The sequence below is a fragment of the uncultured Negativibacillus sp. genome, assembly GCF_944388365.1.
Taxonomy (GTDB): domain Bacteria; phylum Bacillota; class Clostridia; order Oscillospirales; family Ruminococcaceae; genus Negativibacillus.
Genome location: NZ_CALXIN010000004.1, coordinates 36,601 through 62,408 on the forward strand (window position 1 = coordinate 36,601; position 25,808 = coordinate 62,408).

The 25,808-nt window shown below is 47.7% G+C and carries 25 protein-coding genes; 17 read left to right on the forward strand and 8 right to left on the reverse strand.

Features of this window, described 5'->3' with window-relative positions:
* Nucleotides 1–19: 19 nt before the first annotated feature.
* On the reverse strand, nt 20–1,303 hold the full coding sequence (locus Q0L39_RS01275) for a UDP-N-acetylglucosamine 1-carboxyvinyltransferase (RefSeq protein ID WP_296626531.1): 1,284 nt from the start codon (nt 1,301–1,303) through the stop codon (nt 20–22).
* A gap of 298 nt (nt 1,304–1,601) precedes the next feature.
* Nucleotides 1,602–2,534, reverse strand: coding sequence for a magnesium transporter CorA family protein (locus Q0L39_RS01280; protein WP_296626532.1), 933 nt, complete (start codon nt 2,532–2,534; stop codon nt 1,602–1,604).
* Between the two features lie 430 nt (nt 2,535–2,964).
* On the opposite strand from Q0L39_RS01280, the gene galE reads away from it, so the two are divergent.
* The 4 genes from galE to Q0L39_RS01300 all read left to right on the forward strand — a co-directional run bounded on the left by galE (nt 2,965) and on the right by Q0L39_RS01300 (nt 7,074).
* Entirely contained in the window at nt 2,965–3,975 is a 1,011-nt protein-coding gene (galE, locus tag Q0L39_RS01285; protein ID WP_296626533.1) for a UDP-glucose 4-epimerase GalE, read from the forward strand.
* A 230-nt stretch (nt 3,976–4,205) separates the two neighbouring features.
* A complete protein-coding gene (cls, locus tag Q0L39_RS01290; RefSeq protein WP_296626534.1) occupies nt 4,206–5,714 on the forward strand; it encodes a cardiolipin synthase in 1,509 nt (502 codons plus the stop codon).
* 187 nt (nt 5,715–5,901) lie between these two features.
* Nucleotides 5,902–6,828 (forward strand): 3'-5' exonuclease, encoded by a 927-nt coding sequence (locus tag Q0L39_RS01295; RefSeq protein WP_296626552.1) that lies wholly within the window; start codon nt 5,902–5,904, stop codon nt 6,826–6,828.
* 93 nt (nt 6,829–6,921) lie between these two features.
* Complete coding sequence (locus tag Q0L39_RS01300) at nt 6,922–7,074, forward strand: hypothetical protein (protein WP_296626535.1); 153 nt, start codon at nt 6,922–6,924, stop codon at nt 7,072–7,074.
* Nucleotides 7,075–7,129: 55 nt separating this feature from the next.
* Here Q0L39_RS01300 and Q0L39_RS01305 read toward each other — a convergent pair whose 3' ends face one another.
* The 4 genes from Q0L39_RS01305 to yedE form a co-directional block, all read right to left on the reverse strand.
* On the reverse strand, nt 7,130–8,086 hold the full coding sequence (locus tag Q0L39_RS01305; RefSeq protein WP_296626536.1) for an ABC transporter substrate-binding protein: 957 nt from the start codon (nt 8,084–8,086) through the stop codon (nt 7,130–7,132).
* 149 nt (nt 8,087–8,235) lie between these two features.
* Nucleotides 8,236–8,493, reverse strand: coding sequence for a DUF3343 domain-containing protein (locus tag Q0L39_RS01310; RefSeq protein WP_296626537.1), 258 nt, complete (start codon nt 8,491–8,493; stop codon nt 8,236–8,238).
* A 57-nt stretch (nt 8,494–8,550) separates the two neighbouring features.
* On the reverse strand, nt 8,551–8,766 hold the full coding sequence (locus Q0L39_RS01315; protein WP_296626538.1) for a sulfurtransferase TusA family protein: 216 nt from the start codon (nt 8,764–8,766) through the stop codon (nt 8,551–8,553).
* Between the two features lie 43 nt (nt 8,767–8,809).
* Nucleotides 8,810–9,895: a YedE family putative selenium transporter gene (gene yedE, locus Q0L39_RS01320; RefSeq protein ID WP_296626539.1), complete on the reverse strand. Its 1,086-nt coding sequence runs from the start codon at nt 9,893–9,895 to the stop codon at nt 8,810–8,812.
* A 268-nt stretch (nt 9,896–10,163) separates the two neighbouring features.
* On the opposite strand from yedE, the gene Q0L39_RS01325 reads away from it, so the two are divergent.
* The 9 genes from Q0L39_RS01325 to grdD all read left to right on the forward strand — a co-directional run bounded on the left by Q0L39_RS01325 (nt 10,164) and on the right by grdD (nt 20,121).
* The gene (locus tag Q0L39_RS01325; protein WP_296626540.1) at nt 10,164–11,321 is read left to right on the forward strand and encodes an aminotransferase class V-fold PLP-dependent enzyme; all 1,158 of its coding nucleotides are present in this window, start codon (nt 10,164–10,166) and stop codon (nt 11,319–11,321) included.
* A 522-nt stretch (nt 11,322–11,843) separates the two neighbouring features.
* The gene (locus Q0L39_RS01330) at nt 11,844–12,224 is read left to right on the forward strand and encodes a GrdX family protein (protein ID WP_296626541.1); all 381 of its coding nucleotides are present in this window, start codon (nt 11,844–11,846) and stop codon (nt 12,222–12,224) included.
* Between the two features lie 78 nt (nt 12,225–12,302).
* Nucleotides 12,303–13,589, forward strand: coding sequence for a glycine/sarcosine/betaine reductase component B subunit (locus tag Q0L39_RS01335; protein WP_296626542.1), 1,287 nt, complete (start codon nt 12,303–12,305; stop codon nt 13,587–13,589).
* Between the two features lie 20 nt (nt 13,590–13,609).
* Nucleotides 13,610–14,926: a glycine reductase complex selenoprotein B gene (gene grdB, locus Q0L39_RS01340; protein WP_296626543.1), complete on the forward strand. Its 1,317-nt coding sequence runs from the start codon at nt 13,610–13,612 to the stop codon at nt 14,924–14,926.
* 81 nt (nt 14,927–15,007) lie between these two features.
* Entirely contained in the window at nt 15,008–15,949 is a 942-nt protein-coding gene (trxB, locus tag Q0L39_RS01345; RefSeq protein ID WP_277255780.1) for a thioredoxin-disulfide reductase, read from the forward strand.
* A 173-nt stretch (nt 15,950–16,122) separates the two neighbouring features.
* Entirely contained in the window at nt 16,123–16,449 is a 327-nt protein-coding gene (locus Q0L39_RS01350; RefSeq protein WP_296626544.1) for a thioredoxin family protein, read from the forward strand.
* Nucleotides 16,450–16,605: 156 nt separating this feature from the next.
* A complete protein-coding gene (gene grdA / locus Q0L39_RS01355) occupies nt 16,606–17,079 on the forward strand; it encodes a glycine/sarcosine/betaine reductase complex selenoprotein A (RefSeq protein ID WP_296626545.1) in 474 nt (157 codons plus the stop codon).
* Nucleotides 17,080–17,374: 295 nt separating this feature from the next.
* Nucleotides 17,375–18,922: a glycine/sarcosine/betaine reductase complex component C subunit beta gene (grdC, locus tag Q0L39_RS01360; RefSeq protein ID WP_296626546.1), complete on the forward strand. Its 1,548-nt coding sequence runs from the start codon at nt 17,375–17,377 to the stop codon at nt 18,920–18,922.
* A 50-nt stretch (nt 18,923–18,972) separates the two neighbouring features.
* Complete coding sequence (gene grdD / locus Q0L39_RS01365; RefSeq protein WP_296626547.1) at nt 18,973–20,121, forward strand: glycine/sarcosine/betaine reductase complex component C subunit alpha; 1,149 nt, start codon at nt 18,973–18,975, stop codon at nt 20,119–20,121.
* Between the two features lie 593 nt (nt 20,122–20,714).
* On the opposite strand, the gene Q0L39_RS01370 is transcribed toward grdD, so the two are convergent.
* Nucleotides 20,715–21,440 carry a DUF3169 family protein gene (locus Q0L39_RS01370; protein ID WP_296626548.1) on the reverse strand — a complete coding sequence of 242 codons (726 nt, stop codon included), beginning with the start codon at nt 21,438–21,440 and terminating at the stop codon, nt 20,715–20,717.
* A gap of 28 nt (nt 21,441–21,468) precedes the next feature.
* Entirely contained in the window at nt 21,469–21,675 is a 207-nt protein-coding gene (locus Q0L39_RS01375) for a helix-turn-helix transcriptional regulator (protein WP_022132099.1), read from the reverse strand.
* A 325-nt stretch (nt 21,676–22,000) separates the two neighbouring features.
* Here Q0L39_RS01375 and Q0L39_RS01380 point away from each other — a divergent pair, with 325 nt between their 5' ends.
* From Q0L39_RS01380 to Q0L39_RS01395, 4 genes are all read left to right on the forward strand, one after another.
* The gene (locus Q0L39_RS01380) at nt 22,001–23,056 is read left to right on the forward strand and encodes a CPBP family intramembrane glutamic endopeptidase (RefSeq protein ID WP_296626549.1); all 1,056 of its coding nucleotides are present in this window, start codon (nt 22,001–22,003) and stop codon (nt 23,054–23,056) included.
* 60 nt (nt 23,057–23,116) lie between these two features.
* Nucleotides 23,117–23,590: a tRNA adenosine(34) deaminase TadA gene (tadA, locus tag Q0L39_RS01385; protein ID WP_296626553.1), complete on the forward strand. Its 474-nt coding sequence runs from the start codon at nt 23,117–23,119 to the stop codon at nt 23,588–23,590.
* A 337-nt stretch (nt 23,591–23,927) separates the two neighbouring features.
* Nucleotides 23,928–24,620, forward strand: coding sequence for a nitrilase-related carbon-nitrogen hydrolase (locus Q0L39_RS01390; RefSeq protein WP_296626550.1), 693 nt, complete (start codon nt 23,928–23,930; stop codon nt 24,618–24,620).
* Nucleotides 24,620–25,705 carry a nitrilase-related carbon-nitrogen hydrolase gene (locus Q0L39_RS01395; RefSeq protein WP_296626551.1) on the forward strand — a complete coding sequence of 362 codons (1,086 nt, stop codon included), beginning with the start codon at nt 24,620–24,622 and terminating at the stop codon, nt 25,703–25,705. Before Q0L39_RS01390 ends, Q0L39_RS01395 begins: the two co-directional genes overlap by 1 nt.
* The last annotated feature ends 103 nt before the right edge of the window (nt 25,706–25,808 follow it).

Below are 25,808 nucleotides of genomic sequence, written 5' to 3' on the forward strand. Positions count from 1 at the left end.
AGGAGAAAATCAGCAAGATTTATGCGTTTTTAGCGAAAGCTGCATCAGGAATGGTCACCTTTTTGATGTCAGCGCCCAGTTTTTGCAGCTTGCCAATCAAATCTTCGTAACCGCGTTCTACCCAGTGGATGTCCTCGATTTCCGAGGTGCCTTTTGCACTGAGTGCAGCCTGTACCAGAGCGACGCCGGCGCGGAGATCCAGCGCTTTCACCTGTGCGCCGGAGAGCTGTTCCACACCTTCGACGACGGCGACCTTGCCGTCTACCTGAATCTTGGCGCCCATGCGGTGCAGCTCATCGACATATTTAAAGCGATTGTCCCAGACGCCCTCGGTGACGATGCTGGTGCCCTGTGCAATGGCAAGCAGGGTGGTCATCTGTGGCTGCATATCGGTCGGGAAGCCTGGATGAGGGAGGGTTTTGACGTTGGTTTTTAAAAGTTTGCCGGTACGGCGAACCAGAATGGAGTCGTCAAACTCCTGAATCTCACATCCAGCCTGAATCAGCTTGTCGGTGATCGCTTCCAGATGTTTTGGAATGACATTTTTAATCAGCACCTCGCCGCCAGTTGCAGCGGTGATGGTCATGTAGGTTCCTGCTTCGATCTGGTCAGGAATGATAGGGTAATTGGTGCCGTGCATAATATCTACACCGTGGATTTTGATGACATCGGTTCCGGCACCGCGGATGTCCGCGCCCATCGAGTTGAGGAAGTTTGCAAGGTCGACGATGTGCGGCTCCTTGGCGGCATTTTCCAGAATAGTCAGTCCTTTGGCGCGGACGGCAGCCAGCATGATATTGACGGTGGCACCGACAGAAACGACATCCAGATAGATGTGCGAACCGAACATCTCCTCGCTGGTGGCATTGATAAAGCCAAAGTCGGTGGTGACGGTGGCGCCCAGTGCTTCAAAGCCCTTGATGTGCTGGTCGATCGGACGGACGCCGAAGTTGCAGCCTCCAGGAGGAGAAACGTGAGCTTCTCCAAAGCGTCCCAAAAAGGCACCGAGGAAATAATAGGACGCACGAAGATGACGCGCCCACTCATAAGGAACCACCGGTTCGGTGATGTGGCGTGTATCAATTTCGACAGTGTTTTTTTCAAGGTAGCGCACCTTTGCGCCCAAATCGGTCAATATCTGAAACAGGATGGTAACATCACTGATGTTTGGTACGTTTTCGATGACACAGACGTCCTGTGCAAGAACAGTTGCAGGGATGATTGCAACCGCAGCATTTTTTGCTCCGCTGATCTCCACCTCACCGTGGAGGGCTTTTCCGCCGTTAATTACGTATTTTTCCAAGGCTGACTCCCCTTAATCTTGTTTTTGATCGCTGTGATAAACACGAACGACTCCGGCAAATGTTAGTATGGCTCAAAAAGAGCCGAATACAACTGCCGCCTTTTTCTATCTGATCGAAATGCTGCCAAAAAGACAGCCGAAATTTTCAGCTTTTCCGTAAAAATACGGGAAATAATAAATGTTTTCCCGCCTGTGACAACAGGCAGGCGAAGGCGTTATCAATGTTTTAAAAGCAAACTGCAGCGCGCCGGAAATAAACTGGCAAAGCCAGCAGTTTTTTGCACTTACACAAGGAAAATTACCTGAACATGTCTTTTTTCCAAAGGATAACGACGCACAGCAGAACCAATGCGCCTGCGACTGCCATGGAAAACCAGAAGTGCGGAAAGGGCAGACCATCCACGTTCATTCCGTAAAGGCCAAACACCATGTTGGGGATGGCCATAACAATGGTCAGGGCGGTCAACACCTTCATAACAATATTCAGATTGTTGGAGATGATAGAGGCAAAGGCATCCATCGTGTTGGAAAGGACGTTGGAATAGATGGAACACATCTCGATAGCCTGCTTGACCTCGATGATGACATCTTCCAGAAGCTCTTCATCCTCGTCATAGAGCTTGATAATGCGTCCGCGCAGGATTTTTTCCAGCGTCACCTCGTTGGATTTGAGTGACGTAGAAAAATAAACCAGCGATTTTTCCAATCCAAGAATCTGAATCAGTTCCTTGTTTCGCATCGTTTTGTGCAGAAGATTTTCGGTTGTGTAGGAAATTTTATCAATCTGTTTTAAGTACTGCAAAAATCGTGTGGCGATCCGCAGCAAAATACTCAATAGAAAATGTGTCCGCATGTGGGTGTGAATATTCTTCACAAGTCCCTGGCTGATTTCGGAAATGACAGCGTTTTCACGCAGACAGACGGTGGTGATAAAACGGTTGTTGGAAATGATTGCCATTGGCATGGTCGAATAGACAATCGTTTTTTCTTCGTCTTGCTTTTCGGCTGTTGGCACGTCCACAATGACCAGCGTCTGATCATCCTCCGACTCGACACGGGAGCTTTCCTCCTCGTCGAGTGCGGCACGGACAAAATCCTGTTCCAATCCCAGAATGTCCACCAGATAGCGAACTTCCTGTTCGGTCGGACAGATTGCACATACCCAGCAGCCGTCTTCGACAGCGTGAATCTCTTTGACACGGTTGTCGATTGTTTTATAATAATTGAGCATGGCCGCTCCCTCCCAATTTCAGGGCAGGATGACCTTGAAACCTGCCCTCTGGTTTGTTTTGTTGCTGCATAATCGACAGCCTAACGGGTCAGGCTTCAAAAACACTCACCTCTTTTTGAAGATGCATTTTGACAAAGCTTACAAAAATACTGATAACAGTCTTATTATATCATAATCCCCCTCGATTGCAAGCAAAAAAAGGCGCGAAGACGGCACACGCTAATGAAGAAAATCAGCTAATTCAGAAAAGCTCTTTTGTGCAATTTTTGATAAATCATATGCCCCGAAATGGCGTGGAAAGCTCGACGGGCAAAGAGGTGTTGAAGATGTTCAGAGATTGACACCGTTATAACAAGAGGGTATACTGTAATGTAACAGATTTTTCCATTTTTGTCAGCAACATGCAGAAAACAGAAGGAGAGAGATCATCATGGCAATTTTAATAACAGGCGGTACCGGCTTTATCGGCAGTCATACTGTGGTTGAGATGATTCAGGCGGGCAAGGAGGTCGTCATTGTCGACAACTTCTCCAATTCCAAGCCGGAGGTATTAAACCGGATTGAGAAGATCACCGGCGTGCGTCCGACCTTTTATGAGGCGGATCTGCTGGATAAGCCAGCCATCGACCGTATCTTTGAGGAACAGAAGATCGACGCAGTTGTTCACTTTGCTGGATTTAAGGCGGTCGGTGAATCGGTGGAAAAACCGCTGGAATATTATCACAACAATCTGACCGGTACGCTGCTGCTCTGCCAGAGCATGAAGGAGCACAACTGCAAAAAAATCGTCTTTTCTTCTTCTGCAACTGTCTACGGCATGAACAATCCGGTGCCTTTTAAAGAAGGAATGCCGACCTCGGCGACCAATCCTTACGGATACACCAAGGTGATGATCGAGCAGATCCTGTCCGATCTGTACGTTGCCGACAAGGAGTGGAGCGTCATCCTGCTGCGCTACTTTAATCCGATTGGCGCCCATCAGAGCGGTCTGATCGGCGAAGACCCGAACGGCATCCCGAACAATCTGCTGCCGTATGTTTCGCAGGTGGCGATCGGTAAGCTGCCATGCCTGAATGTTTTTGGCGATGACTATGATACTGTGGATGGAACCGGCGTTCGCGACTATATCCATGTGGTCGATCTGGCGCTGGGTCACCTCAAAGCGATTGATTACAGCATGACCCACACCGGCGTCGAAGCCATCAACCTGGGAACCGGCCATGGAACCAGTGTGCTGCAGATCGTCCATGCCTTTGAAAAGGCGTGCGGACACGAGATTGCTTATAAAATTGCGCCGCGCCGTGCAGGAGATATTGCCTCCTGCTATGCTGATGCCAGCAAGGCAAAGGAACTGCTTCATTGGGAAGCAACCAGAACCATCGAGGAGATGTGTCAGAGCAGCTGGAACTTTATTTCTAAAAACCCAAACGGCCTGGAATAATACGAGCAAAGAGGGAGGGAGATACCCTCCCTCTTTTATCAAAGATGGGAAGTTTTGGAACAGGTTATTTCGTTTTATCAGACAGGGAATTCTTCTGAAAAAGTTAGCATGAGAGAAACAGAACAATGAGAGAGGGTGATTTTCTGCGGGCACATATTCAAGATAGAGTACCCACCCGACGCTCCCACAGGAAAAGACTGCTGAAGATTTTAACCAGCCGGCTTTTTATCGTGGGCGTTTTGATTTTGCTGCAGCTGTTGCTGCTGATTTTTGTACTGATCCAGGTGGGCACCATGCGCTATTGGATCAGTGTGGTTTTTAATATTGTCAGCTTTCTGATGGTGCTGTGTATCCTCCCGAGGGAGGATAACCCTTCCTATAAGATATCCTGGATCATCCTGATTATGGCGGTACCGCTGGTAGGCGGAATTTTTTACCTGATCTTTGGCCGAAAAGTCAATGGAAAACGGATGGCACGCCAGATTGAGGAGTACACCAGAGCACTGCTGCATAAGGATCATGGAGCACTGCCGCGGTGCAGCGGCAGTACCTGTGGGGATTGTCTGGACGAGCTGCGCAAAAATCATCCGATGCTTGCCCGCCAGGCCGATTATATCAGCAATGTTTCGGGTTTTGAACTGTATCAGAATACCGAGGTGGAATACTTTCCCATCGGCGAAAAGTTTTACGAGCGGCTGTTGGAAGAACTGCGTGCAGCCAAAAAGTTTATCCTGCTCGAATATTTTATTATTCAGCACGGCAAGATGTGGGACAGCATCCTCAAGGTGCTGGAGCAGCGCCACGAGCACGGTGTGGAAATACGCATCCTGTACGACGATGTAGGCTGTGTGGCGACGCTGCCGGCGCTTTACGGAGATTATCTCCGTGCAAAGGGCTTCCAGGTCGGCGTTTTTAACCCGTTTCATCCGCGCCTGAGTTCCGCCACCAACTACCGTGACCACCGCAAAATCTGTGTCATCGACGGCAATGTCGGTTTTACCGGCGGCATCAATCTGGCGGACGAATATATCAATGCACGGGAGCGGTTTGGACACTGGAAAGATACGGCGGTCATGCTGCGTGGAGAAGCGGTACAGAGTCTGACCGAGATGTTTTTGGAACTGTGGCAGTTTTCCTGTCGGGAAAGCCTGCGCCTGTCTGACTTTCTGCCGACCCAGCCGTGCAGCTGTGCAGGTTTTGTGCAGCCGTACGGCGACAGTCCGCTGGATTCCTTCAATGTGGCGGAGAATGTATATATGCAGATTCTCAACCATGCGCAGAACTATGTGTATATCACCACACCGTACCTTATTTTAGACAACGAGATGGTGACGGCACTCTGTCTGGCGGCGCAGAGCGGAGTGGATGTGCGGATCATGACACCGCATGTCCCTGACAAGTGGTATGTGCATCTGGTGACCCGTTCGCATTACCGTCAGCTGCTGGAAGCAGGCGTGCGCATCTTTGAGTACACGCCTGGGTTTATCCATGCAAAGATGTTTGTCTCGGATGATGACACGGCGATTGTGGGAACGACCAACGTCGATTTTCGCAGCTTTTATCTGCATTTTGAGTGCGGAGTGGCTTTTTATCTTTCGCCGGTGGTAGCTCAGGTCAAGGAGGATTTTCTGCGGACGCAGAACATCTGCGAGGAAATCACACTGGAAAAGGAGCGTGCCATCAAGGCGCCGGTGCGTATTTTGCGCTCGCTGCTGCGGGCATTTGCTCCATTGATGTAAAAAATATGCAAAGGGCTGTCCTTTTTGGACAGCCCTTTTCTTTCTGAAAAGCCGGTTTGCGGATTTTTGTAAAAAAGGAAAAAGATTAGGGATGGTAATTTTTCTTGGAATATGAGATAATAGAGCGTGTTTGGGTATAAAACAAGGATAAAAAATAGAGGAAAGGAGGAGATTTTCCGTGATTGTCATGGATTTGGAATGGAACTATGGGACAACAGAACAATCGGCACCCGCAGAAAAGAGTTTGAAATTTGAGATCATTCAGATTGGGGCGGCAAAGGTGGATGCACAGGGAAAAATCCTCAAAACCTTTGACCGTTTGGTGGGACCTAGTGTCTATCCCAAAATGGCATCTCATGTGGAAAAGCTGACCGGCATCACTGCACAGCGTTTGAGCGGCGCACAAAAATTCCCGACGGTGTGGAAGGCGTTTTGTGACTGGAGCGGTGGAGAACAACAGATCATCTTTTGGGGAAACTGCGATGGAGCGGTGCTGCTGTCAAATCTCTTGTACCACGGCTTTTCCGGTGGAGAGGATCTGGAACTGTATGACCTTCAGGCGCTGTACGACTGCGCCTTTGTCAAAAGCGGACAGCAGACGGCGCTGGGCGGAGCGCTCGGTGCATTGGAGCTGACTCCGTATGGTCAGTATCATTCGGCACTGGCAGATGCAGTCAATGCGGCCAGCATTTTCAAAAGCCTGGGCGGAGAAGAATTTATCCGTCAGAATCAGCCAAAGCTGATGCAGCTGCTGGCACGACGTCATCGCAAGAAAGTCCAGCGGGAGGAACCTGGGGAGCTGTTGATGGAAAAAACGCTGGAAAACATCACCGACATCGACCAGGTGCAGCCACAGTTTGAACCGCAGCTTCATCGGTATATGAATGCGGCGCCAAAACAGCTGATCGAAGGATTTTACCGCAATCACAAAAAGATCTGGGCATACCAGTGCGAGGACCGGTTTGTCAAGGTAACCAGTCGAAGCCGTCCGGCACGCAGCGGCAGGGGCAAGGATTTTATTGTGCGGTTTTATCAGATCGACCGCGCGCAGCTGGATGCATTGCGCCGGTTGAAGGTGCGCCAGGAAACACAGGTGCGCCGTCGCAGAAGGTAATGGGCTCTACATAAAAAATGGATCTGCCAGGAATCTTTTCGGGATTTCTGCATATACTGACAAGGTGAATTTTTTTGTGAAGGAGAATCCCAGTTGAAGCAGCCTTGTCCGGCGCGGAATTTGGAACAGACCGACAACGATCCGCGCAGTTATCTGTCGGAAAGCTGTCGCCAATGGCTGGAGACAGCAGGCGACATCGACGATTTTATTTTCTATCAAACAGAACAGAAAATCAGTCAGCGATAAACATAAAAGAACAGAGCCTCGGTTTTTTGCCGAGGCTCTGTTCTTTTATACATGATTATTGATATGCCTGAGGATAAGCCTGCTGTGCCATCGCTTCCAGAGCAGAAATCATCGGCAGACCACGCAGTCGGATTGCGGAAAAATCAACCGCAAAAACGTTTCCGTTCTGCACCGCGGTGCAGTTTCCATAGATTTCGCTCTGTTCAATCTCCTCCAAAGAGATGGTGTTGCTGTCATAGAACAAAATCTGTGGGTCAAGGAATTCCGCCTCAACTTCGGGATAGTTCCATCGGGAACCAAGTTCGCCGAGGTTTTGCAGTCCCATGGCATCCAGCAGCTGTCCTTCAAAGGTTTCTCCGGTGGCCATGGTCAGATCCAGCTGTGCAAGATAGACAACGGTTTTGGACCCGCTCAGTTTGGCGTATTCGGCAGCCGGATTGATGGCTGCTTCCAATCGAGCCTGAAAATCATTCAGAAACTCGGTGGATTTAGATGTGCCTTCCAGACCATAGCAGAGAGTAAACAGCTGACGATAACGGTCGTAAATCTCCTCCAGTGTCTGCGGCTGTGAGAAGGTGATGACTTCGATCTGCTGCTCCTTCAGCGCATCCACCTGACTTTGGCGCAGAGGAGAGGAGGTGATTACCCAATCGGGTTTGGAGGCGATAATCTGGTCAAGGTCGGGATCGAGGCTGGTTCCGCAGGATTTGGCACCGGAGACAGCGACATCCTGTGGAGCGTCGTCGCACACGCCGCTGATGAGGCTGGCGGCACCCATGTCGCCCAAAGCCTGTACCAAATCAGCGGACAGAACGGTCAGACGCCGTGGACGGGTGGAGATGAGGTAACTGTTGTCCGAAAGCTCCAGACGGACGGGGAAGGACTCGGTTTGTGTCAGCTCGGAAAGATATTCGCCGGAATCCTGGCTCTCTGGTGAGGAGCAGGCTCCGAATGACAGAACCATCACCAGACCGAGCAGCATCGAGCAGAGGTGTTTGATGAAAATGTTCATTCCAAGGTCCTTTCTGTGGAGAATACATAATCCTTACAAATCTATTTTAGCGTTTGTCCTCTGCAATGTCAACGTTTGCAAAGGGTCGGTTTTTGCCGTAAAAAAAGGAAAGTCTTTCCATTTTGGATGGAAAGACTTTCCCTGTCTGTTTAACGAATGTGGTTTTCAAACACAGGAGTGTACTCCTCGTTTTCCACCAGATAGACGGTGTCGACATCCTCATCAAAAATGTCCGAATGGACAAATTCCTGGATGTCTCCATCGTACAGGAATTTGACACAGGTGCCGCAGGAAGAACTGAGCTTTCTGGGAACCGGCATCAGCATCGGCTTTTTGTCGGTGCCTTTGAGCTGGCGGGAGAAGTTCACCGCCGCAAAGTGGGTGAAAAAGGTTGCAATATAGGTCAATGTTACCATCCTTCTTTTGACAGCGTCAAACGCGCAGAATCACGCCAGCGAAAACAACTATTTGCTCAGGGTCAGGTGATAGTCGTCTCCATCCTCGGTGACCTTGACCTGGAAGCCTGCATTCTGTGCAAAACGGGTGACGTTTTCTTTTGCAGTGCCGTTGTCAACGATGACCTCATAGCTCTTGCCGCCTTTTTCAACGGCTTTTTTGGTCATCAGAACCGGCTGTGGACAGGAAAGTCCGCGTGCATCTACGATCTGTTTTTCTGCCATATATTTTCAGCTCCTTTAATAAAAATAGAGGTATCTTATGAACTTAGGCGTCTTTTCTTGCTTTTGCGGTGTTGAGTGCTGCAATCGCCAGCATAACAACCAGACCGATGATGACAGCAACTTTACCGTTGATGGAAGGACCACCGATCGAATCAGCAGAAGCGGCAGAACCGGCAAGGCTGAAGTTGTGAGCAAAAGCAGCGCCGGCAATGTAGCCCAGTACGGTAACTGCCGAGTCGGTGTTGCCTTCACCGGTGAGGATCAGCTGACGCAGCGGGCATCCGCCGAGCAGAACAGAGCCAAAACCAACGATGAGCATACCCATAAAGTTCCAAAGATGTACCGAATGTGCAACCGGCTGACCAGCAAAACCGAGGTTGAAGTTTCCGGTCACGAGGTTGCCGATGAGAGCTGCGATAATAATTGTAACAAATCCGAGCAGCAATTTCCAGTCCTTAAACAAAACCAGGTCGCGGATACCTGCAACCATGCACATACGGGACTTCTGGCAGAGTGCTCCAACAACCAGACCGGCGATCAGAGCGATGATAACTGGTGCATGCATCGATCCAGGACCGGATTCGCTGAAAACGAACAGCGAAGGAACGATCAGGAACAGTGCGAACAGCAGAACCAGACCGGCAGGGAAAACAAATGCTTCGGAAACAGGCAGCTTATAGGTGCGTTTGAGAGAGAAGCCTTTGTTGAGGAAGAAGATGCCGACCAGAATGCCAGCAGCAAAACCGATAAGACCGACAACAGCGTTGAGGTCACCGCCGCCGATACGCAGAACCATACGCAGAGGGCAGCCCAGGAATACCAGAGCGCCGATCATGACAAAAGCGCCCAGGAAGAAACGGGTAACCGGAGCAGAACCGCCTTTTGGTGAAAACTCCTTGCCGATCAATGCCATTGCCATAGCACCGATGACCAGGCCAACGATTTCGGGACGGAAATACTGAACGATTGGAGCGGTGTGAAGTTTGGTAGAACCGGCAATGTCACGCAGGAAGCAGGCAATACAGAAGCCCATGTTTTTTGGGTTGCCTAAAACAACCAGGGCGACGGCAATCAATCCGATGACTGCGCCGGTGGCAATAATGCCAACATACGTTTTTTTGTCCTTCATAAATACATCTCCCTTTTTGAGTTGTGATGACGATCTTTGCTGGATTTTGGTAAAAATCGTCAAGTTTGGATCAAGTTAAGTGTATAACAAGTGAGAAAGAAAGGAAAATTGTTTTTATCAATTAAAACAAAAAAATAGATAGATAATACAAATAGTGCTGGAAGAAAAAAAGAGAGATGATATAATAAAGTTATAAGGAAAATGGGGAATTAGCGGGCAGGCGATGCACGGAACTCCCTGGCAAAAGGCAGGACGGAGGATATATATAATGAAAAGAGTATATCTTGATAACGGCAGCACCTCTTATCCAAAGGCACCTGGTGTCAGCGATGCAGTCAAGAATTTTATGGACAACATCGGCACCAACGTCAATCGCGGTGGTTATGAGGAAGCATATGCAGCGGAAGATATTATCATTGAAACCAGAGAGAAGCTTTGCAAGCTGTTTCATTTTGACAAGCTGCGCAATGTGATTTTTACTCCGAGCATCACCTATTCGCTCAACTATATTATAAAAGGATATCTTCGTGCAGGAGATCATGTGCTGGTTTCTTCGCTGGAACACAACGCCATGATGCGCCCGCTCAACCAGATGGTCGACTGCGGCGTCACCTTTGACCGTATTCCATGTACCCGCGACGGCGAAATGATGGTCGAAAAAATTGAAGAGATGATCCGTCCAAACACCAAAGCAATTATGATTCTGCACGCTTCCAATGTTTGCGGCACATTGATGCCGTTGGAAGAGGTTGGAGAAATCTGTGTCAAACACGGTATCAAGTTTATCGTGGATGCGGCACAGACTGCCGGCTCTTTCCCGATTGATATGGAGAAGATGCACATTGATGTACTGGCTTTCACCGGACACAAGAGTCTGCTGGGTCCACAGGGAATCGGTGGATTTTTGGTCAGCGATGAGGTTGCACACGAGATGGTTCCGCTGGTTACCGGTGGTACTGGAAGCATCTCCGATCAGGAGGTTCAGCCGGAATTTCTGCCTGACAAGTTTGAATCGGGCACCCAGAACATCCCAGGTATCTATGGACTGCATGCAGCGCTGTGTTATCTGGAGAAAACCGGCATTGAAAACATCCATGCACATGAGATGGAGCTGTGCAAAGCCTTTATCGACAAGGTAGATGCACTTGAGAATGAAAATATTCGTCTGGTAGGTGTCCGCGATATGTCAAAACGCGGCCCAGTGGTTTCGTTTGACTTTATTGGTCACGACAATGCAGAAGTTTCCTTCCGCTTGGACAGTGAGTACGGTATCAGCACCCGCTGTGGTATGCACTGCGCACCAAACGCACACAAGACTTTGGAAACCTATCCGCAGGGAACCGTTCGATTTGCTTTTGGTTTTAAGAACACGATGGAAGATGTCGATTATGCGGTAAATGCCATCAGAGAAATCCTCCAAAAATAGGGTTACTTCTCGTTAAAAAAGTGACATGATGTCCTTTTTGTTCAAAGAACGACAAAGAAATTGTGACATACTGTCTGTTGAACTATAAAATAGTGTACAAATTGAATAAAAAAGTCCAAAGAAAACTTACTCTTCCTCCAATGCAAAACCTCTTGAAAAATGAAAGGAAATCAGCTATAATAAAGCCAGTGAAATCGGAAATATCTATTGTAACTGAAAGGCACGATAGATAAAGTCGATATAACGGCAAATGGCCGTATCACGGGGAAAATAAAATAGTTTTTGGATGAGAATCATGGGAGAATCTCCGTTCCGATCAAGGAAGGAGTGCCGTAGGGAATAAGCAAAAGGCTGCCAAACCTTTTGTAAAAATCTCAGGCTCAACACTGTGGTTTGACAAATCTCTGGAAGCGCAAGCAGCCCTGCCATGAGGGTTAAAACAGAGCAAAAGGCACGATTGTTGTTTTTTGCTCTTTTTTTGTATCAACAGACAAATCAGATTTGCGGGAGCCGGAGAAAAAGATGAAATTTGTAATTGTAACCAACAATCCAAGGGTAAGAGATGAACTTGGTAAAGAATTTGAAGTGGACTTTGCGGATATTACCTACCGCGAAGTGCTTTGTAAAGTCCGGGATATGATTTATGGAGGACACAAGCTGCTGACACATCCGCTTTCCGGATCTGTAAAGCCGAATGAAACTCCTTACAAATCCATTCTCGTCGACAAGCGGTGGGGCAAGATGGATCCGCAGGATGCATCTATTATTGAAAACAGCATCATCACCGCCGACAAATTCAGCGTCAAGTTCCCGGAAATGCCGGACAGCGTCAGAGAAGATTTTCAGCTGATTGATACAACGCTGATTAAGAGTGCGCTGATGAGCATTCCGGAAATTTTCTAAGCGCTTACGTTAAATCTTCAAAGTAAGGTTTAATTTAAGAAAGATAAAGGGTTTTATATTAACAAGGAGGTGTTCGCTTTGAAAAAGTTGGAACTCGGTAATATTCTCATTCACGATGTTCAGTTTTCAAACGAAGGTTCAAAAGTAGAAAACGGCGTTTTGTACGTTAACAAAGAAGAAATCTGCAAAATCGCTCTCGAAGATGAAAACATCGCTTCTTGCGAAGTTTTCCTCGCTCGTCCAGGTGAAAGCGTAAGAATCACCCCAGTTAAAGACGTTATCGAGCCTCGCGTAAAAGTTGAAGGCAAAGGCGGCATTTTCCCAGGATGGATTGCTAAAGTTGACACCGTTGGCGAAGGCAGAACCCACGTTCTCAAAGGCGCTGCTGTTGTTACCACCGGTAAGATCGTTGGCTTCCAGGAAGGTATCATCGATATGTCCGGCCCTGGCGCTGACTACACCCCATTCTCCAAGACTTACAACGTTGTTGTAAAGATGGAGCCAGTAGAAGGCCTCAAACAGCACGAGCATGAGTACGCTCTGAGAATCGCAGGCTTCAAGATCGCTTGCTTCCTCGGCGAACTGGGCAGAAATGTAACTCCAGATGAAGTTAAAACTTACGAGTTTGACAACATCGTTGAGTCCGCTGCTAAATATCCAAACCTGCCAAGAGTTGCATATGTTCAGATGCTTCAGTCCCAGGGTCTGCTGCACGATACATATGTATACGGCGTAGATGCTAAGAAAACTCTGACCACCATCATCACCCCAACCGAAGTTATGGATGGTGCTATCGTTTCCGGTAACTGCGTATCTTCCTGCGATAAGAACCCAACCTACGTTCATATGAACAACCCAGTTGTTACCGACCTGTTTGAGCAGCACGGTAAAACTCTGAACTTCGTTGGTATGATCATCACCAACGAAAACGTATACCTCGCAGATAAAGAGCGTTCCTCCAACTGGTCCGCTAAACTGGCTAAATACCTCGGCTGCGACGGTGTTATCATCTCCCAGGAAGGCTTTGGTAACCCAGATACCGACCTGATCATGAACACCAAGAAGATCGAAGCTGAAGGCATCAAGACCGTAATCATCACTGATGAGTACGCTGGCCGCGATGGTAAGTCCCAGTCTCTGGCTGACGCTGACCCATCCGCTGACGCAGTTGTAACCGGCGGTAACGCTAACCAGGTAATCGTTCTGCCTCCAATGGAGACTGTATACGGTCACCTCGAGTTCGTAGACACCATCGCTGGTGGTTCTGCTAACAACATCGATGCTCACGGCAACATCACTGTTGAGATTCAGGCAATCACCGGTGCTACCAACGAAACAGGCTTCAACTACCTGTCCGCTAGATAATAGGAAGGGGAAGAAATACGATGAGCAAAATCAGAGTAGTACAGTATATTAACCAGTTCTTCGCTCAGATCGGTGGCGAGGAAAAAGCTGACATCCCAGCTGAACTGCGTGAAGGCCCAGTAGGTCCTGGTCTTGCACTCAATCAGGCTTGGGGCGACGAAGCAGAAGTTGTTGCAACCATCATCTGCGGTGACTCCTACTTCAACGAAAACCTTGAAAAAGCTCAGGCTGAGGTTCTTGAGATGGTTAAATCCCAGAACCCAGATATGTTCATTGCTGGTCCTGCATTCAACGCTGGTCGTTACGGCGTAGCTTGCGGTACTATCGCAAAAGCAGTTCAGGACAACCTGAACATCCCAGTTCTGACTGGTATGTACGAAGAGAACCCAGGCGCTGATATGTTCAAGAAAGATGTTTACATCGTTGCTACAAAGAACAGCGCTGCTGGTATGAGAGATGCTATCAAGAAAATGGCTCCTCTCGCTCTCAAACTTGCTAGACATGAAGCAATCGGCGCTTCCTGCGAAGAAGGCTACATGCCAAACGGCGTTCGTGTAAACCTGTTCGAGAAAGAAAGAGGTTCTGCACGTGCTGTTAAGATGCTGATCGCTAAACTCAACGGCAAACCATTCACCACAGAGTTCCCAATGCCAACCTTTGACCGTGTTGCTCCAAACCCAGCTGTTAAAGATATGGCTCATGCAACCGTTGCTCTGTGTACTTCTGGTGGTATCGTTCCTCTGGGCAACCCAGATCACATCGAGTCCTCTTCCGCTTCTCACTACGGTGAGTACGACATCACTGGCGTTATGGACCTGGATGCTGCTCATTGGGCAACAGCTCACGGCGGTTACGACCCAGTATACGCTAACGAAGACGCTGACCGCGTTCTGCCAGTCGATATCCTCCGCGAGATGGAAAAAGAAGGCAGAATCGGCAAACTCCACAATAAATTCTACACCACCGTTGGTAACGGTACTGCAGTTGCTTCCTCTAAAGCATTCGCTGCTGAGTACGCTCAGAAGCTGAAAGCAGATGGAGTGGATTGCGTAATCATGACCTCCACGTGAGGAACCTGCACACGTTGCGGCGCAACGATGGTAAAAGAAATTGAACGCGCTGGTCTGCCAGTAGTTCACATCTGCACAGTTACCCCAATTTCCATGACTGTTGGTGCTAACAGAATCGTACCAGCTATCGCAATTCCTCACCCACTGGGCAACCCAGCTCTGACAATGGAAGAGGAAAAAGCAATCAGAAGAAAGATCGTTGAAACCGCTCTCGAAGCTCTCGAGACCGAAGTTGACGATCAGACAATCTTCGACGTTAAATATTAATCTGTTTTAAAAGATTCGGTCGGGGAGGTATCTCCCCTCCCTGACCGTCTTTTAAAAAATAAATTAAGGGAGACGAAAACAATGGATAAAGTTTATGACATTATCGTTTTAGGTGCAGGCCCTGCAGGTTTGACCGCTGCTTCTTATGCTGGCCGTGCAAGAATGGACACACTTCTTATTGAAGGAACAAAAGATGGCGGACAGATCGTTATCACCAACGAAATCGAAAACTATCCAGGCTCCCTGGAGGAAGAATCCGGCCCGTCCCTGATTGCCAGAATGACAAAACAGGTAGAAAAATTCGGTGCTGACCGCGTTACAGATACTATCGTAGACGTTGAGCTCGAAGGTAAGGTAAAACACCTCAAAGGTAATCATGGTGATTACTATGCAAAAGCTGTTGTTATCGCTACCGGCGCTTCTCCACGTCCGATCGGCTGCCCAGGTGAGAAAGAATTCACCGGTAAAGGTGTTTCCTACTGTGCAACTTGTGACGCTAACTTCTTCGAAGATTTTGAAGTATACGTAGTAGGCGGCGGTGACTCCGCTGTTGAAGAAGCTATGTACCTCACCAAATTCGCAAGAAAAGTAACTCTGATCCACAGACGTGACGAGCTCAGAGCTGCTAAATCCATCCAGGAAAAAGCATTTGCTAATCCAAAGATGGCATTCATGTGGAACACCACAATCGAAGAGATCAAAGGTGACGGTGTTGTAACATCCATGATCGTAAAAGACACCAAAACCGGCGAGACCAGAGAGATTGAGGCTGATGAGGAAGATGGAACATTCGGTATCTTCGTATTCGTAGGTTTCGATCCTAAATCCCAGCTGTTCGAGGGCAAACTCGAAATGGAAAATAGATACATCGTTACCGATAAATACATGCATACTTCTGTTCCAGGCGTATTCGCAGCTGGTGACGTTATCGTTAAACATCTGCGTCAGGTAGTTACTGCTTGCGGCGATGGCGCTGTTGCAGCTACCGAAGCTCAGCACTACGTAGAAAACCTGGCTGACTAATCTCAGCAAGGGGATTCAATTTCGAATCTAGGGGACTTTTTGGAAGTTCGGTTTTTATGTGAGAGTTTAGACCGGCGGCTTTTCAAAGTTCCAAACATAAAATCTAAATAAAGAAGGTCCTGCAAACCTTTTACGGTAATGAACCCTCTTTAGCAGAAGGAGATCATGTTATTATGTTAGAAGTAACAAAAGAAACATTTGAGCCTGAAGTACTGCAGGCTGAAGGTTATGTATTCGTAGACTTCTTCGGCGATGGTTGTGTACCATGTGCTGCTCTGATGCCACATGTACATGCTCTGGCAGACAAATATGCTGACAGCAAGCTGAAATTCTGCTGCATGAACACAACAAAAGCTAGACGTCTGGCTATCAAACAGGGTATCATGGGTCTGCCTGTAATGGCTATCTACAAAGATGGCGCTCAGGTTGAGGCTCTGGTTAAGGAAGACTGCACTCAGGATTCCATCACCGCTCTGGTTGAGAAATACGTTAACATGTAATTTTTGACCTGATGGTCAAAAACGATGTTTGCAGCGACGAGATGTCCGCTCTGACCTGCAAAGCAAAACATCATGAAAAATAGACGCAATTTATTTGCGACTGTTTTGATAAATCGATGACGCAAGTCATCAAGAAAGAAATAAGGAGGATAAGTCATGAGCCTTTTGAATGGTAAAAAAGTTATCATCATCGGCGACAGAGACGGCGTTCCAGGCCCAGCTATCGAAGAATGTGTTAAGACTGCTGGCGCTGAAGTAGTGTACTCCTCTACAGAATGCTTTGTCTGAACTGCCGCTGGCGCAATGGATTTGGAAAATCAGAAGAGAGTTAAAGAATTCGCAGAACAGTATGGTCCAGAAAACATCGTTGTTGTTCTGGGTGCTGCTGAGGGCGAAGGTGCAGGTCTTGCTGCTGAAACAGTAACCGCTGGTGACCCTACTTTTGCAGGTCCATTGACAGGAGTTCAGTTAGGACTCACAGTATATCACGTATGCGAACCAGAAATCAAAAACGAAGTTGACCCAACTGTTTACGATGAGCAGGTAGGTATGATGGAAATGGTTCTGGATGTAGATGACATCATCTCTGAGATGAGCTCTATCCGCAACGAATACTGCAAATACCTCTAAACCAAAACAACAGGTGGTGCGGTGGTCTGGTGATGTATCACCAGCTTGCCGCACCACCTCTTTTTACTCTTTGCTGTTTTCACATGAAGTGGAATTTTTTCTTGTGAAAAATAGCAGAATTCATAAAATCCCCATGACAATTTGAAAAAAGTAGTGTATACTATTTTTATGGGAGTTGTCCAAAAAAATGGACAGCTTTTCATGGGATGCCCTAAAGGGCAAGCCTAAAAAAGGTAGGAGATCGGGCAACCGATTGACAAAGATTCATAATCAATGAATGAGAGGCGTGACTACAATGAACAGTGTAATCAAAGGCGCAAGCTACATTCTTGCCCATACACCAGACATGGTAATGGAAAATGGTACAACTCAGACCACCGAGAAAATCGTAAATCCTAACTCTGAGTACCTGAAAGAACTGCCAAACCACATCAGAACATACGAGCAGGCTCTTGCTTACCTGCCAAACCAGACCTACATCGGCAACATGCATCCAGATGAGCTGGCTAAATACGATCAGCCATGGGTTGACACCACCGTTGAAGGTATGAACCAGAGAACTGGTAAATACGGCGAAATCATGCCAGAGGACGAGTTCTACATGCTGATGCAGTGCGTAGACGTTTTCGAGCTGGTTATGCTGGAAAAGAGCTTTGTTGCTGCAACAAAAGAGAAATTCGTTGCTAACCCAGTTATCGACGAGAGCATCGTTGCAAGAATCCATGAAGGTGTTGACGCTTCCGAAGTTGAGCACTTTGTAAACGAAGAGCATGCAGAACCACTGGTATTTGCTGGCAAGACTGTTGGTTTCGTTAAGAGAGCTCATGACGTTGACCCGAACCTGTCCGCTCACACCATGCTCGAAAACATGGTTACCAAAGCATCCGCAGTTCTGTCCCTGCTGCACCTGATCCGCGTAACCGGTATCAACAAAGAAGATATCGACTACGTTATCGACTGCTGCGAGGAGGCTTGCGGTGATATGAACCAGCGCGGCGGCGGTAACTTCGCTAAAGCTGCTGCTGAGATCGCAGGTCTTGTTAATGCAACCGGTTGTGACGTCCGCGGCTTCTGCGCTGGCCCAACTCATGCATTCATCAACGCTGCTTCCCTGGTAAAAGCTGGCACCCACAAACACGTAGTTATCGTTGCTGGTGGTTGTACCGCTAAACTGGGTATGAACGGTAAAGACCATGTTAAGAAAGGTCTGCCAATCCTCGAAGATATGATCGGCGGTTTTGCTGTTCTGCTGGGCGAAAACGATGGTATTAACCCAGAAGTTGACACCGAGCACACCGGCAAACATACCGTTGGAACCGGTTCCGCTCCTCAGAACGTAATCTCCTCCCTGGTAACCAATCCTCTGGATGCTGCTGGTCTGAAGATTACTGACGTTGACAAATACTCTGCTGAGATGCAGAACCCAGATATCACCAAACCTGCTGGTGCTGGTGACGTTCCGCTTGCTAACTACAAGATGATCGCTGCTCTGGGTGTTAAGAGAGGCGACCTCGAGAAGAAAGACCTGGCTACCTTCCCAGCTGTACATGGTATGGTTGGTTGGGCTCCAACACAGGGTCATATTCCATCCGGCGTTCCATACATCGGTGTTTGCCGCGATGATATCCTCGAAGGCAAAGTAAACAGAGCTATGATCATCGGTAAAGGTTCTCTGTTCCTTGGCCGTATGACCAACCTGTTCGATGGCGTATCCGTAATGATCACCAAGAACTCCGGCAAGACAGAAGAAGCTGCAGTTTCCGAAGAGCACATCAAGGGCCTCATCGGCAAAGCTATGAAAGACTTTGCTGCATCCCTGCTGGCTGCTGCTGAAGAAGAATAATTTTTGCAGGTTCGCTGTATCTGAAAACTGAAAGGAATGAGGAGATCATTATGGCACAGATCGAAAAAATGATTGCCAAAACTTTCATGGACATCGCTACAGGTCTTGAAACTGGCTCCTTTGGTGCCAGACCAAGAATCGCTGTAACCGGTCTTGGAAGTGAACACGGCGAAGCAAACTCTGTTGAAGCAGCTGTTCTGGCTGCTGACAGAGGTGTTGATGTTACCCTCATCGGCACTGCTGAAAACGAAAAATTCAACACCGTTAAGGTTTCTGATGAAGACGAAATGTACAAAGAGATGGAAAAAATGCTGGACAGCGGCGACATTGATGGCTGTGTAACCATGCATTATCCATTCCCGATTGGCGTTTCCACTGTTGGCCGCGTTGTTACCCCAGGTAAAGGCAAACAGATGTTCATCGCTAACACAACCGGTACTTCCGCTGCTGAAAGAATTGAAGCAATGATCCGCAACACCATCGCTGGTATCATTACTGCAAAAGCTTGCGGCGTTAAAAACCCAACCGTTGGTATTCTGAACGTTGATGGCGCTAGACAGTGTGAAGGCGCTCTGAAAGAGCTTCAGGCTAACGGCTATGACATCCACTTTGCAGAGTCTTCCCGTGCAGACGGCGGCTGCGTTATGAGAGGTAACGACCTTCTCGTTGGCGCTTGCGACGTTATGGTAACTGATTCTCTGACAGGTAACATCCTGATGAAGATGATGTCTTCCTACTGCACTGGCGGCAGCTACGAAGCTGTTGGCTACGGCTACGGCCCAGGTATCGGCGAAGGCTACGACAGACTGGTTCTGATCGTATCCCGTGCTTCCGGTGCTCCTGTTCTGGCTAACGCTATGGAATACGCTGCACAGCTGGTAAAAGGCAATTACAGAGAAATTGCTGCTAAAGAATATGCTGCTGCTAAGAAAGCTGGTCTGGAGAAAGTTATCGCTGCTCGCAAACCAGTGAAGAAAGAAGCTTCCGAAGAAGTCGTAGAGTGCCCACCAAAAGAGGTTGTAACCGCTTCCGTTGCTGGTATCGAGGTTATGGACCTGGAGGATGCTGTACAGGCTCTGTGGAAAGCTAAGATCTACGCAGAGAGCGGCATGGGCTGCACCGGACCTCTGGTTATGATGTCCGAAGCTAACCATGACAAAGCTGTTGAGATCCTCAAAGCAGCTGGCTACATTTCCTAGTCGTCATAATAGCTTTACAAAAAGGCTCCCGAATTTTCGGGAGCCTTTTTTCACCTTTTCTTTAGCAGAAAGAAAAGGTGAAGCCAAAAGAAAGCATTACGCTTCGCGTTGAAAGGATGGGTAGCTTGAGCAAAAAGTTTGGCAGAGCGAAACAAAAGTTTTTTGTCAACGGCGCTTTGCTCGGTTGCCGAAGACAATTTTGCCCAATCTTTCATGGGCAAAAAGAGTAAGCTCCAGATTGAAAACTTGTTTTCAATCCTCTTTTCTGCAAGAGAAAAAGTTTTCACAAACTGCCAAATTATACAAGCTACCCCCGAAAAATTCCCAGTGGGAAGTTTTCGGCAGTGCCAGCTTGAAGTTGGACATTATTTAGCACTTATGTAAAAAGCTCCCAAACTGGGAGCTTTTTTCTTACTTTTTATTTTGATCTAGAGAATTTTCCTGTAATTTCTTTACGGCTTTCTGTGCAGATAAACTCCCATGTTTTACACCCATTCGGATAATAAAATAAAGCAGAAATGAATAGATCAGCAAGGTTGTATTTGGATTTAAATCAAAGAATGGCATCAATAAAAACCTCTATCAATCGATTGTTATTTTGATTTTTTCCCGCAGGCGCTAAGGTAGCTCAGGCTATGAACACCCCAGAAAATGGCAATCAGAATAAACGGAGCCAAGCCGATCGGGTAAAAAATCTGAATCATGCAGCAGATGGCAAATGCGATCAGAAAAACGTATCTCAGATTTTTATAGCTCTGGTAACCGGCGCGATACATCTCAAAGGTCTCTGCCTCATCGCTTTCCTTCTCCCAGTCTTTCATAAAGCGCATCGACATCGGGTCGGCATTTCTAAACTTTGGATTGATCTTTTTGATGAGGTTGACCTGACTGACCTCCACCCAGGTGTTAATCGACAGAAAAACAAGGGTTGCTGCTGCGCTGATGAAAATATTTTTCGGGATCATATAAGCAGTCGACGCACCGAGGAAGAAAAAGTTGCAGATCGTACACAGCACGCTGCACATCATGCCAGGATTGGACTGGTTTTCGATCTGGTCGTAGATGGCGTCCTCGTTTTCAGGAGTGATGCTGTTGAGTAATTTTTTGAGCTTATAAATGGAATAAACCGACATCAACGACAAAAACAGACAGATGCTGATGTGAAGCGCCGGTGTTACCGAACCAAACCAGTCACTGAAGCTGTTGATTGCACCGACAACACCGTCCTCAAAGTTCATAATAATACTGGAGGCCAGCGCACCGCACGAACCGGAAATAACCAAAATCAGGATATACTTGATAATAGGATGTTTTTTCATAAAGAACCCTCCTTCAAAATGAATCTGTCTATTGTTCTTCCAGATAAGAGAATAATTCCTCCACCGTCGCTTCCAGCACCTTTGCAATCTTTAGTGCCAGTGTGACCGATGGGTTATAATCGCCGCGCTCAATCAGGCTGATGGTCTGGCGGGAAACACCAACCAGATTTCCAAGGTCGGTCTGGCTCAGATGAAATCGTGCCCGATATTCTTTTAAATGATTGATGAGTGGCATCCAGTTTCCTCCTTCCTTTTTGACAAGAATCCATTTTAAAATGACATATATTTTTGTCATTTATCTTGGTTTCAGTATAGCATTGACAAGGATCCTTGTCAATAGGGAAGAGAAGATTTTGACAACTTTTTTTGTTAAAATCAGAATAGAGGGCAGAGTGGGAAGATGGAAAAGAAAAAAGAAAAGTGGGGAAGAAAGAAGAATTAGTTTTGTCTTAACATTTCGGATAAATTTCTATGATATACTAAAAAACAGAAAACAACCGGATCGGAGCACCATGGTGAGGCGATCTTTATTTTATCTTTTCTCCCACGGAGGGATTGTTATGACGCGCTATTATAAAATACCAACCGACCCAACCTGCCGTCGGGAGGATGACCCAAACTGCTACACCTATGTAGATGGGTATGGATTTACGCCGCCACCGCCGTTGGTAACGGAACGTCGGATTTTGCAGCGTTATTCCAATGGACTGGGATTTGCAACACTGCTTTATTTTATTTTGACGGCATTCGTGCCCTTTTTTATTCTGTCAGTAATTGCAATCTTTCAGCCAGCTATTCGCATCTATGGAAACCAGGTTTTGGCATCTTCCCATGTCATTATGCTGGTCAATGTACTCTCATCAGCGATCTGTTTGTTTGTACCGTTTCTGCTGTTTGTGCTGCTCTGTCGGGTACCGTTGAACATTGCTTTTCCACTTCACCGTTTTTCAGCGTCGCTGTGCATACCATGTGTATTTGTTGCACTGGCGGTCAGTGTCATAGGAGTAACCTCCTCCAACCTGATTTCGGCAATGTTATCGACGCTGAACCTGCAGCCGCACACAGATTTGTACATGCCCACGCAACCAGTCGCAATGGTTTTGTTTGGGATACAGCTGTGTGTGATTACCCCGATTATTGAGGAATTTGTTTTCCGCGGGATGATCTTCCAGTCGATGCGCCGCTTTGGTGATAGCTTTGCTCTGGTGCTGTCCGCAATTTTGTTTGCACTGTTCCATGGCAATCTGGTGCAGGCACCAAACGCCTTCCTGATGGGATTGGTGATTGGCTACTTCGTACTGTACTCCGGTTCCCTGTGGGTAGGAGTTATCATCCATGCGGTCAATAATGCGATGAGCCTGGCGCTGGATCTGCTGTGCGCAGCTTTGCCTGAGGAATATCAGTCGTTATTTTTGCTCAGTGTGTTTGCGCTTTATTTGGTCGCAGGCATTGCAGCTTTGCTGGTGCTGGTGCGCAAATATCCAAACATGTTTATGTTTATCCGTTCGACCACTTTTTCGACCGAACGTATCAAATATCGCGTCGCATTTTCATCGCTGACGATGGTATTTGCGTTGATCCTGCTGGTCGCATTGATTATCCAGAATATGTTTTAAGTAAAAAAGAGCGTCACCGACGCTCTTTTTTGGGTGTAAATCCAGGAAAGGTGTGTGCAGATGGTACAACAGGAGATTCCCTCCTACCTGAAGGAGGATGTGCGGTGGATGAAAGAAGCGCTGCTGGAGGCACAGAAGGCCGCAGAGCTGGGAGAAATTCCAGTCGGTGCAGTGATGGTCTATCAGGGAGAGATCATTGCAAGGGCACACAATCGTCGGGAATTGGACTGTGATGCGCTGGCACATGCTGAGGTGCTGTGTATCTCGCAGGCGTGTAAAAAGCTGCACAGCTGGCGTCTGAGCGGCTGTACGCTGTATGTGACGCTGGAGCCATGTCCCATGTGCAGCGGTGCAATTATCAATTCCAGGGTGGATCGTGTTGTATATGGAGCCAAGGATGACAAAGCCGGCTGTGCAGGCTCGGTGGCGGATTTGTTTGTGATGCCATTTAATCATACACCGGTGATTCGTTCGGGAATCTTGGCCGAAGAATGCGGCGAAATTTTGAGCAGATTTTTTTCTTCGCTGCGCTAAAATGGGATAGGAAAGCGGTTTTCCTCCGAGTTGATATTCTTTTATCAATTCGAGGGAAAACCGCTTTGTTTTTTCACCCAATTTCACCATAAATCAACAGGATTAAATGTTGAAAACTCTGTTGAAACTGTTTAAACTATGATATTTTACCTATATTTTACGTCTGGTAATCACTTTTCAACTAATTCAACTGAACAAATGTGGAAAGCTGGGGAGAGCGTGTCCGACAACAGTTTTGTTTTTCTCCTTGAAGTCGTCTAACGAGAATAGTATAATATAATTATTACATTTTATTTTTATACCATATTGAAAGCTCCTGCAAAAAGAGGTGAATAAGGTGCGTGCCATCGTGTGTATCACGCCGCCATTTGGAAAGCCCAAGCAGCTTTCTGAACTGGTCATTTTTTCTGATGTAAAATCCTATATTCCGGAATGGGATACCCGTGACTATCTCAATGCCTGCCGCAAATATGCTGCGGAAAACCACGTTTATCTGGTGCCGAGCCGCTTTGTTGTGGATAATGTTTTGTACCTGTGCCTGTTTTCGCCGCAGGGAGAAATTTTGGGGATACAGGGAGCAACCCACCGAAATTTGTATAATCAGGCGCAGTTTTCTCAGTATGACAAGATTGAGCCAATCCAGACGCCGATCGGCAATATCTTTTTGTGTGTGGATGTGGACATCTACCATCCACAGGTGGTGCGTGTGGCGAGGATGAAGGGCGCGCAGCTGATAATAGCTTCGCAATTTATTGATTCTTATCAGCTCAGCCGTCACATGCTGACCACCGGCATCTGGAATGCAGCCCAGTCCAACGGCGTCTATGTGGTGGGCTGCTGCAACTGTTTTTCTGCAGTGGCAGCACCATGCAGTCTGACCGAGGATGAGAGCGGCTATCTTGTGTCGCCGACCAGTTCTCACAGCCTGTTTGCAAAGCTGTATCTGGACAAGCTGGCCAGAACAGAGTTTGGAGGAAATCTGTCGGACAAGCTGGATCTGCGGATCTATGAAAAGGGAGGAACGCTGTGATGAATCTCAAGCACATTGCTGCGGCAAAAAGGCTGTTGGCCCACTGGAGTCCTACACGGTTGGACCATCTGCTTGAGGAAAGCGAAATCAAAATGTCGCGGGCACTGGAATACATCATGCCCAACAACATCAAAGTAACCAGTGTACAGCTCTCTTTGCGGGCAGAAGCATCCTTTAAGGAATGCATCTCGATGATTGTAGATCACCTGAATGAAGCCGTTGGAGAGGGCAGCCAGCTGATTGTTTTTCCAGAATACATTGGCCTATTACCTCTGCTGAGTTCTCCGACCCTGTTTGATCTGTGCTATCAGTTTTCCGAGGATCTGCTCAACAGGGAGGAGCAGGCGATACAGGATGGACTGCGGTTTTATTCCAAATATCTGGCGCAGCCGCTGCTGGAGAGTTATTGCCGTTTTTTCTCGCTGCTGGCAATTAAATCTTCGATCTATATTTTGGCGGGAACAAATATTGTAAAAACCCGCGAAGGACTTGTAAACCGCGCCTTTTTGTTTGATCCTGATGGAAACATCATTTTGCAGCAGGACAAGCTGCATCTTTCTCCGCAGGAGAAGCTGTGCGGGCTGATCGCCGGAAAAGAGATCGTCACCGCACAGACCAAGCTGTGCAGAGTGTCGGTGCTGACAGGAACCGATCAGCGCGTTTTTGAGGCGGCCAGTGCGGCGCATCTTAGAGGAGCACAGCTGCTGCTGTGTCCATCGGCGTTCTGTTCCAGCCACAGCAGTGATTATTTTCAGAGCTGTGCCTTCATGCGCTGTCAGGAGCAGCCGGTGTTTGCGGTATCCTCCTGGCTGACCGGCGACTTTATGGATCTGCCGTTTCGAGCGATCAGCGGCATCTATGCGCCGTTTTCCGCCAGCAAGATGGACAATGGTGTCATCGTACAGACCGAGCGTCCCTCGGGCAATGCATGCCTGACAGCGCGCATCGACCTGGAACGACTGGGACAGGACCCTGACCTGTATATCTCGGATCTGAACCCGATCGTAGAGGAGATGGCCCGAAAAGAGTATGGTTTGGCACGGCAGATACAGGTCGCGCAGCAAACTGATGAAGAAGAATCCTAAATTTCTTCAGTAAAAAAGCCACACCTAATGCTCGGTGGTCGTAAAACAGTAATATGTGAATTTCTTGGAACAGGCATGATTTCGGTCATGCCTGTTCCGCTTT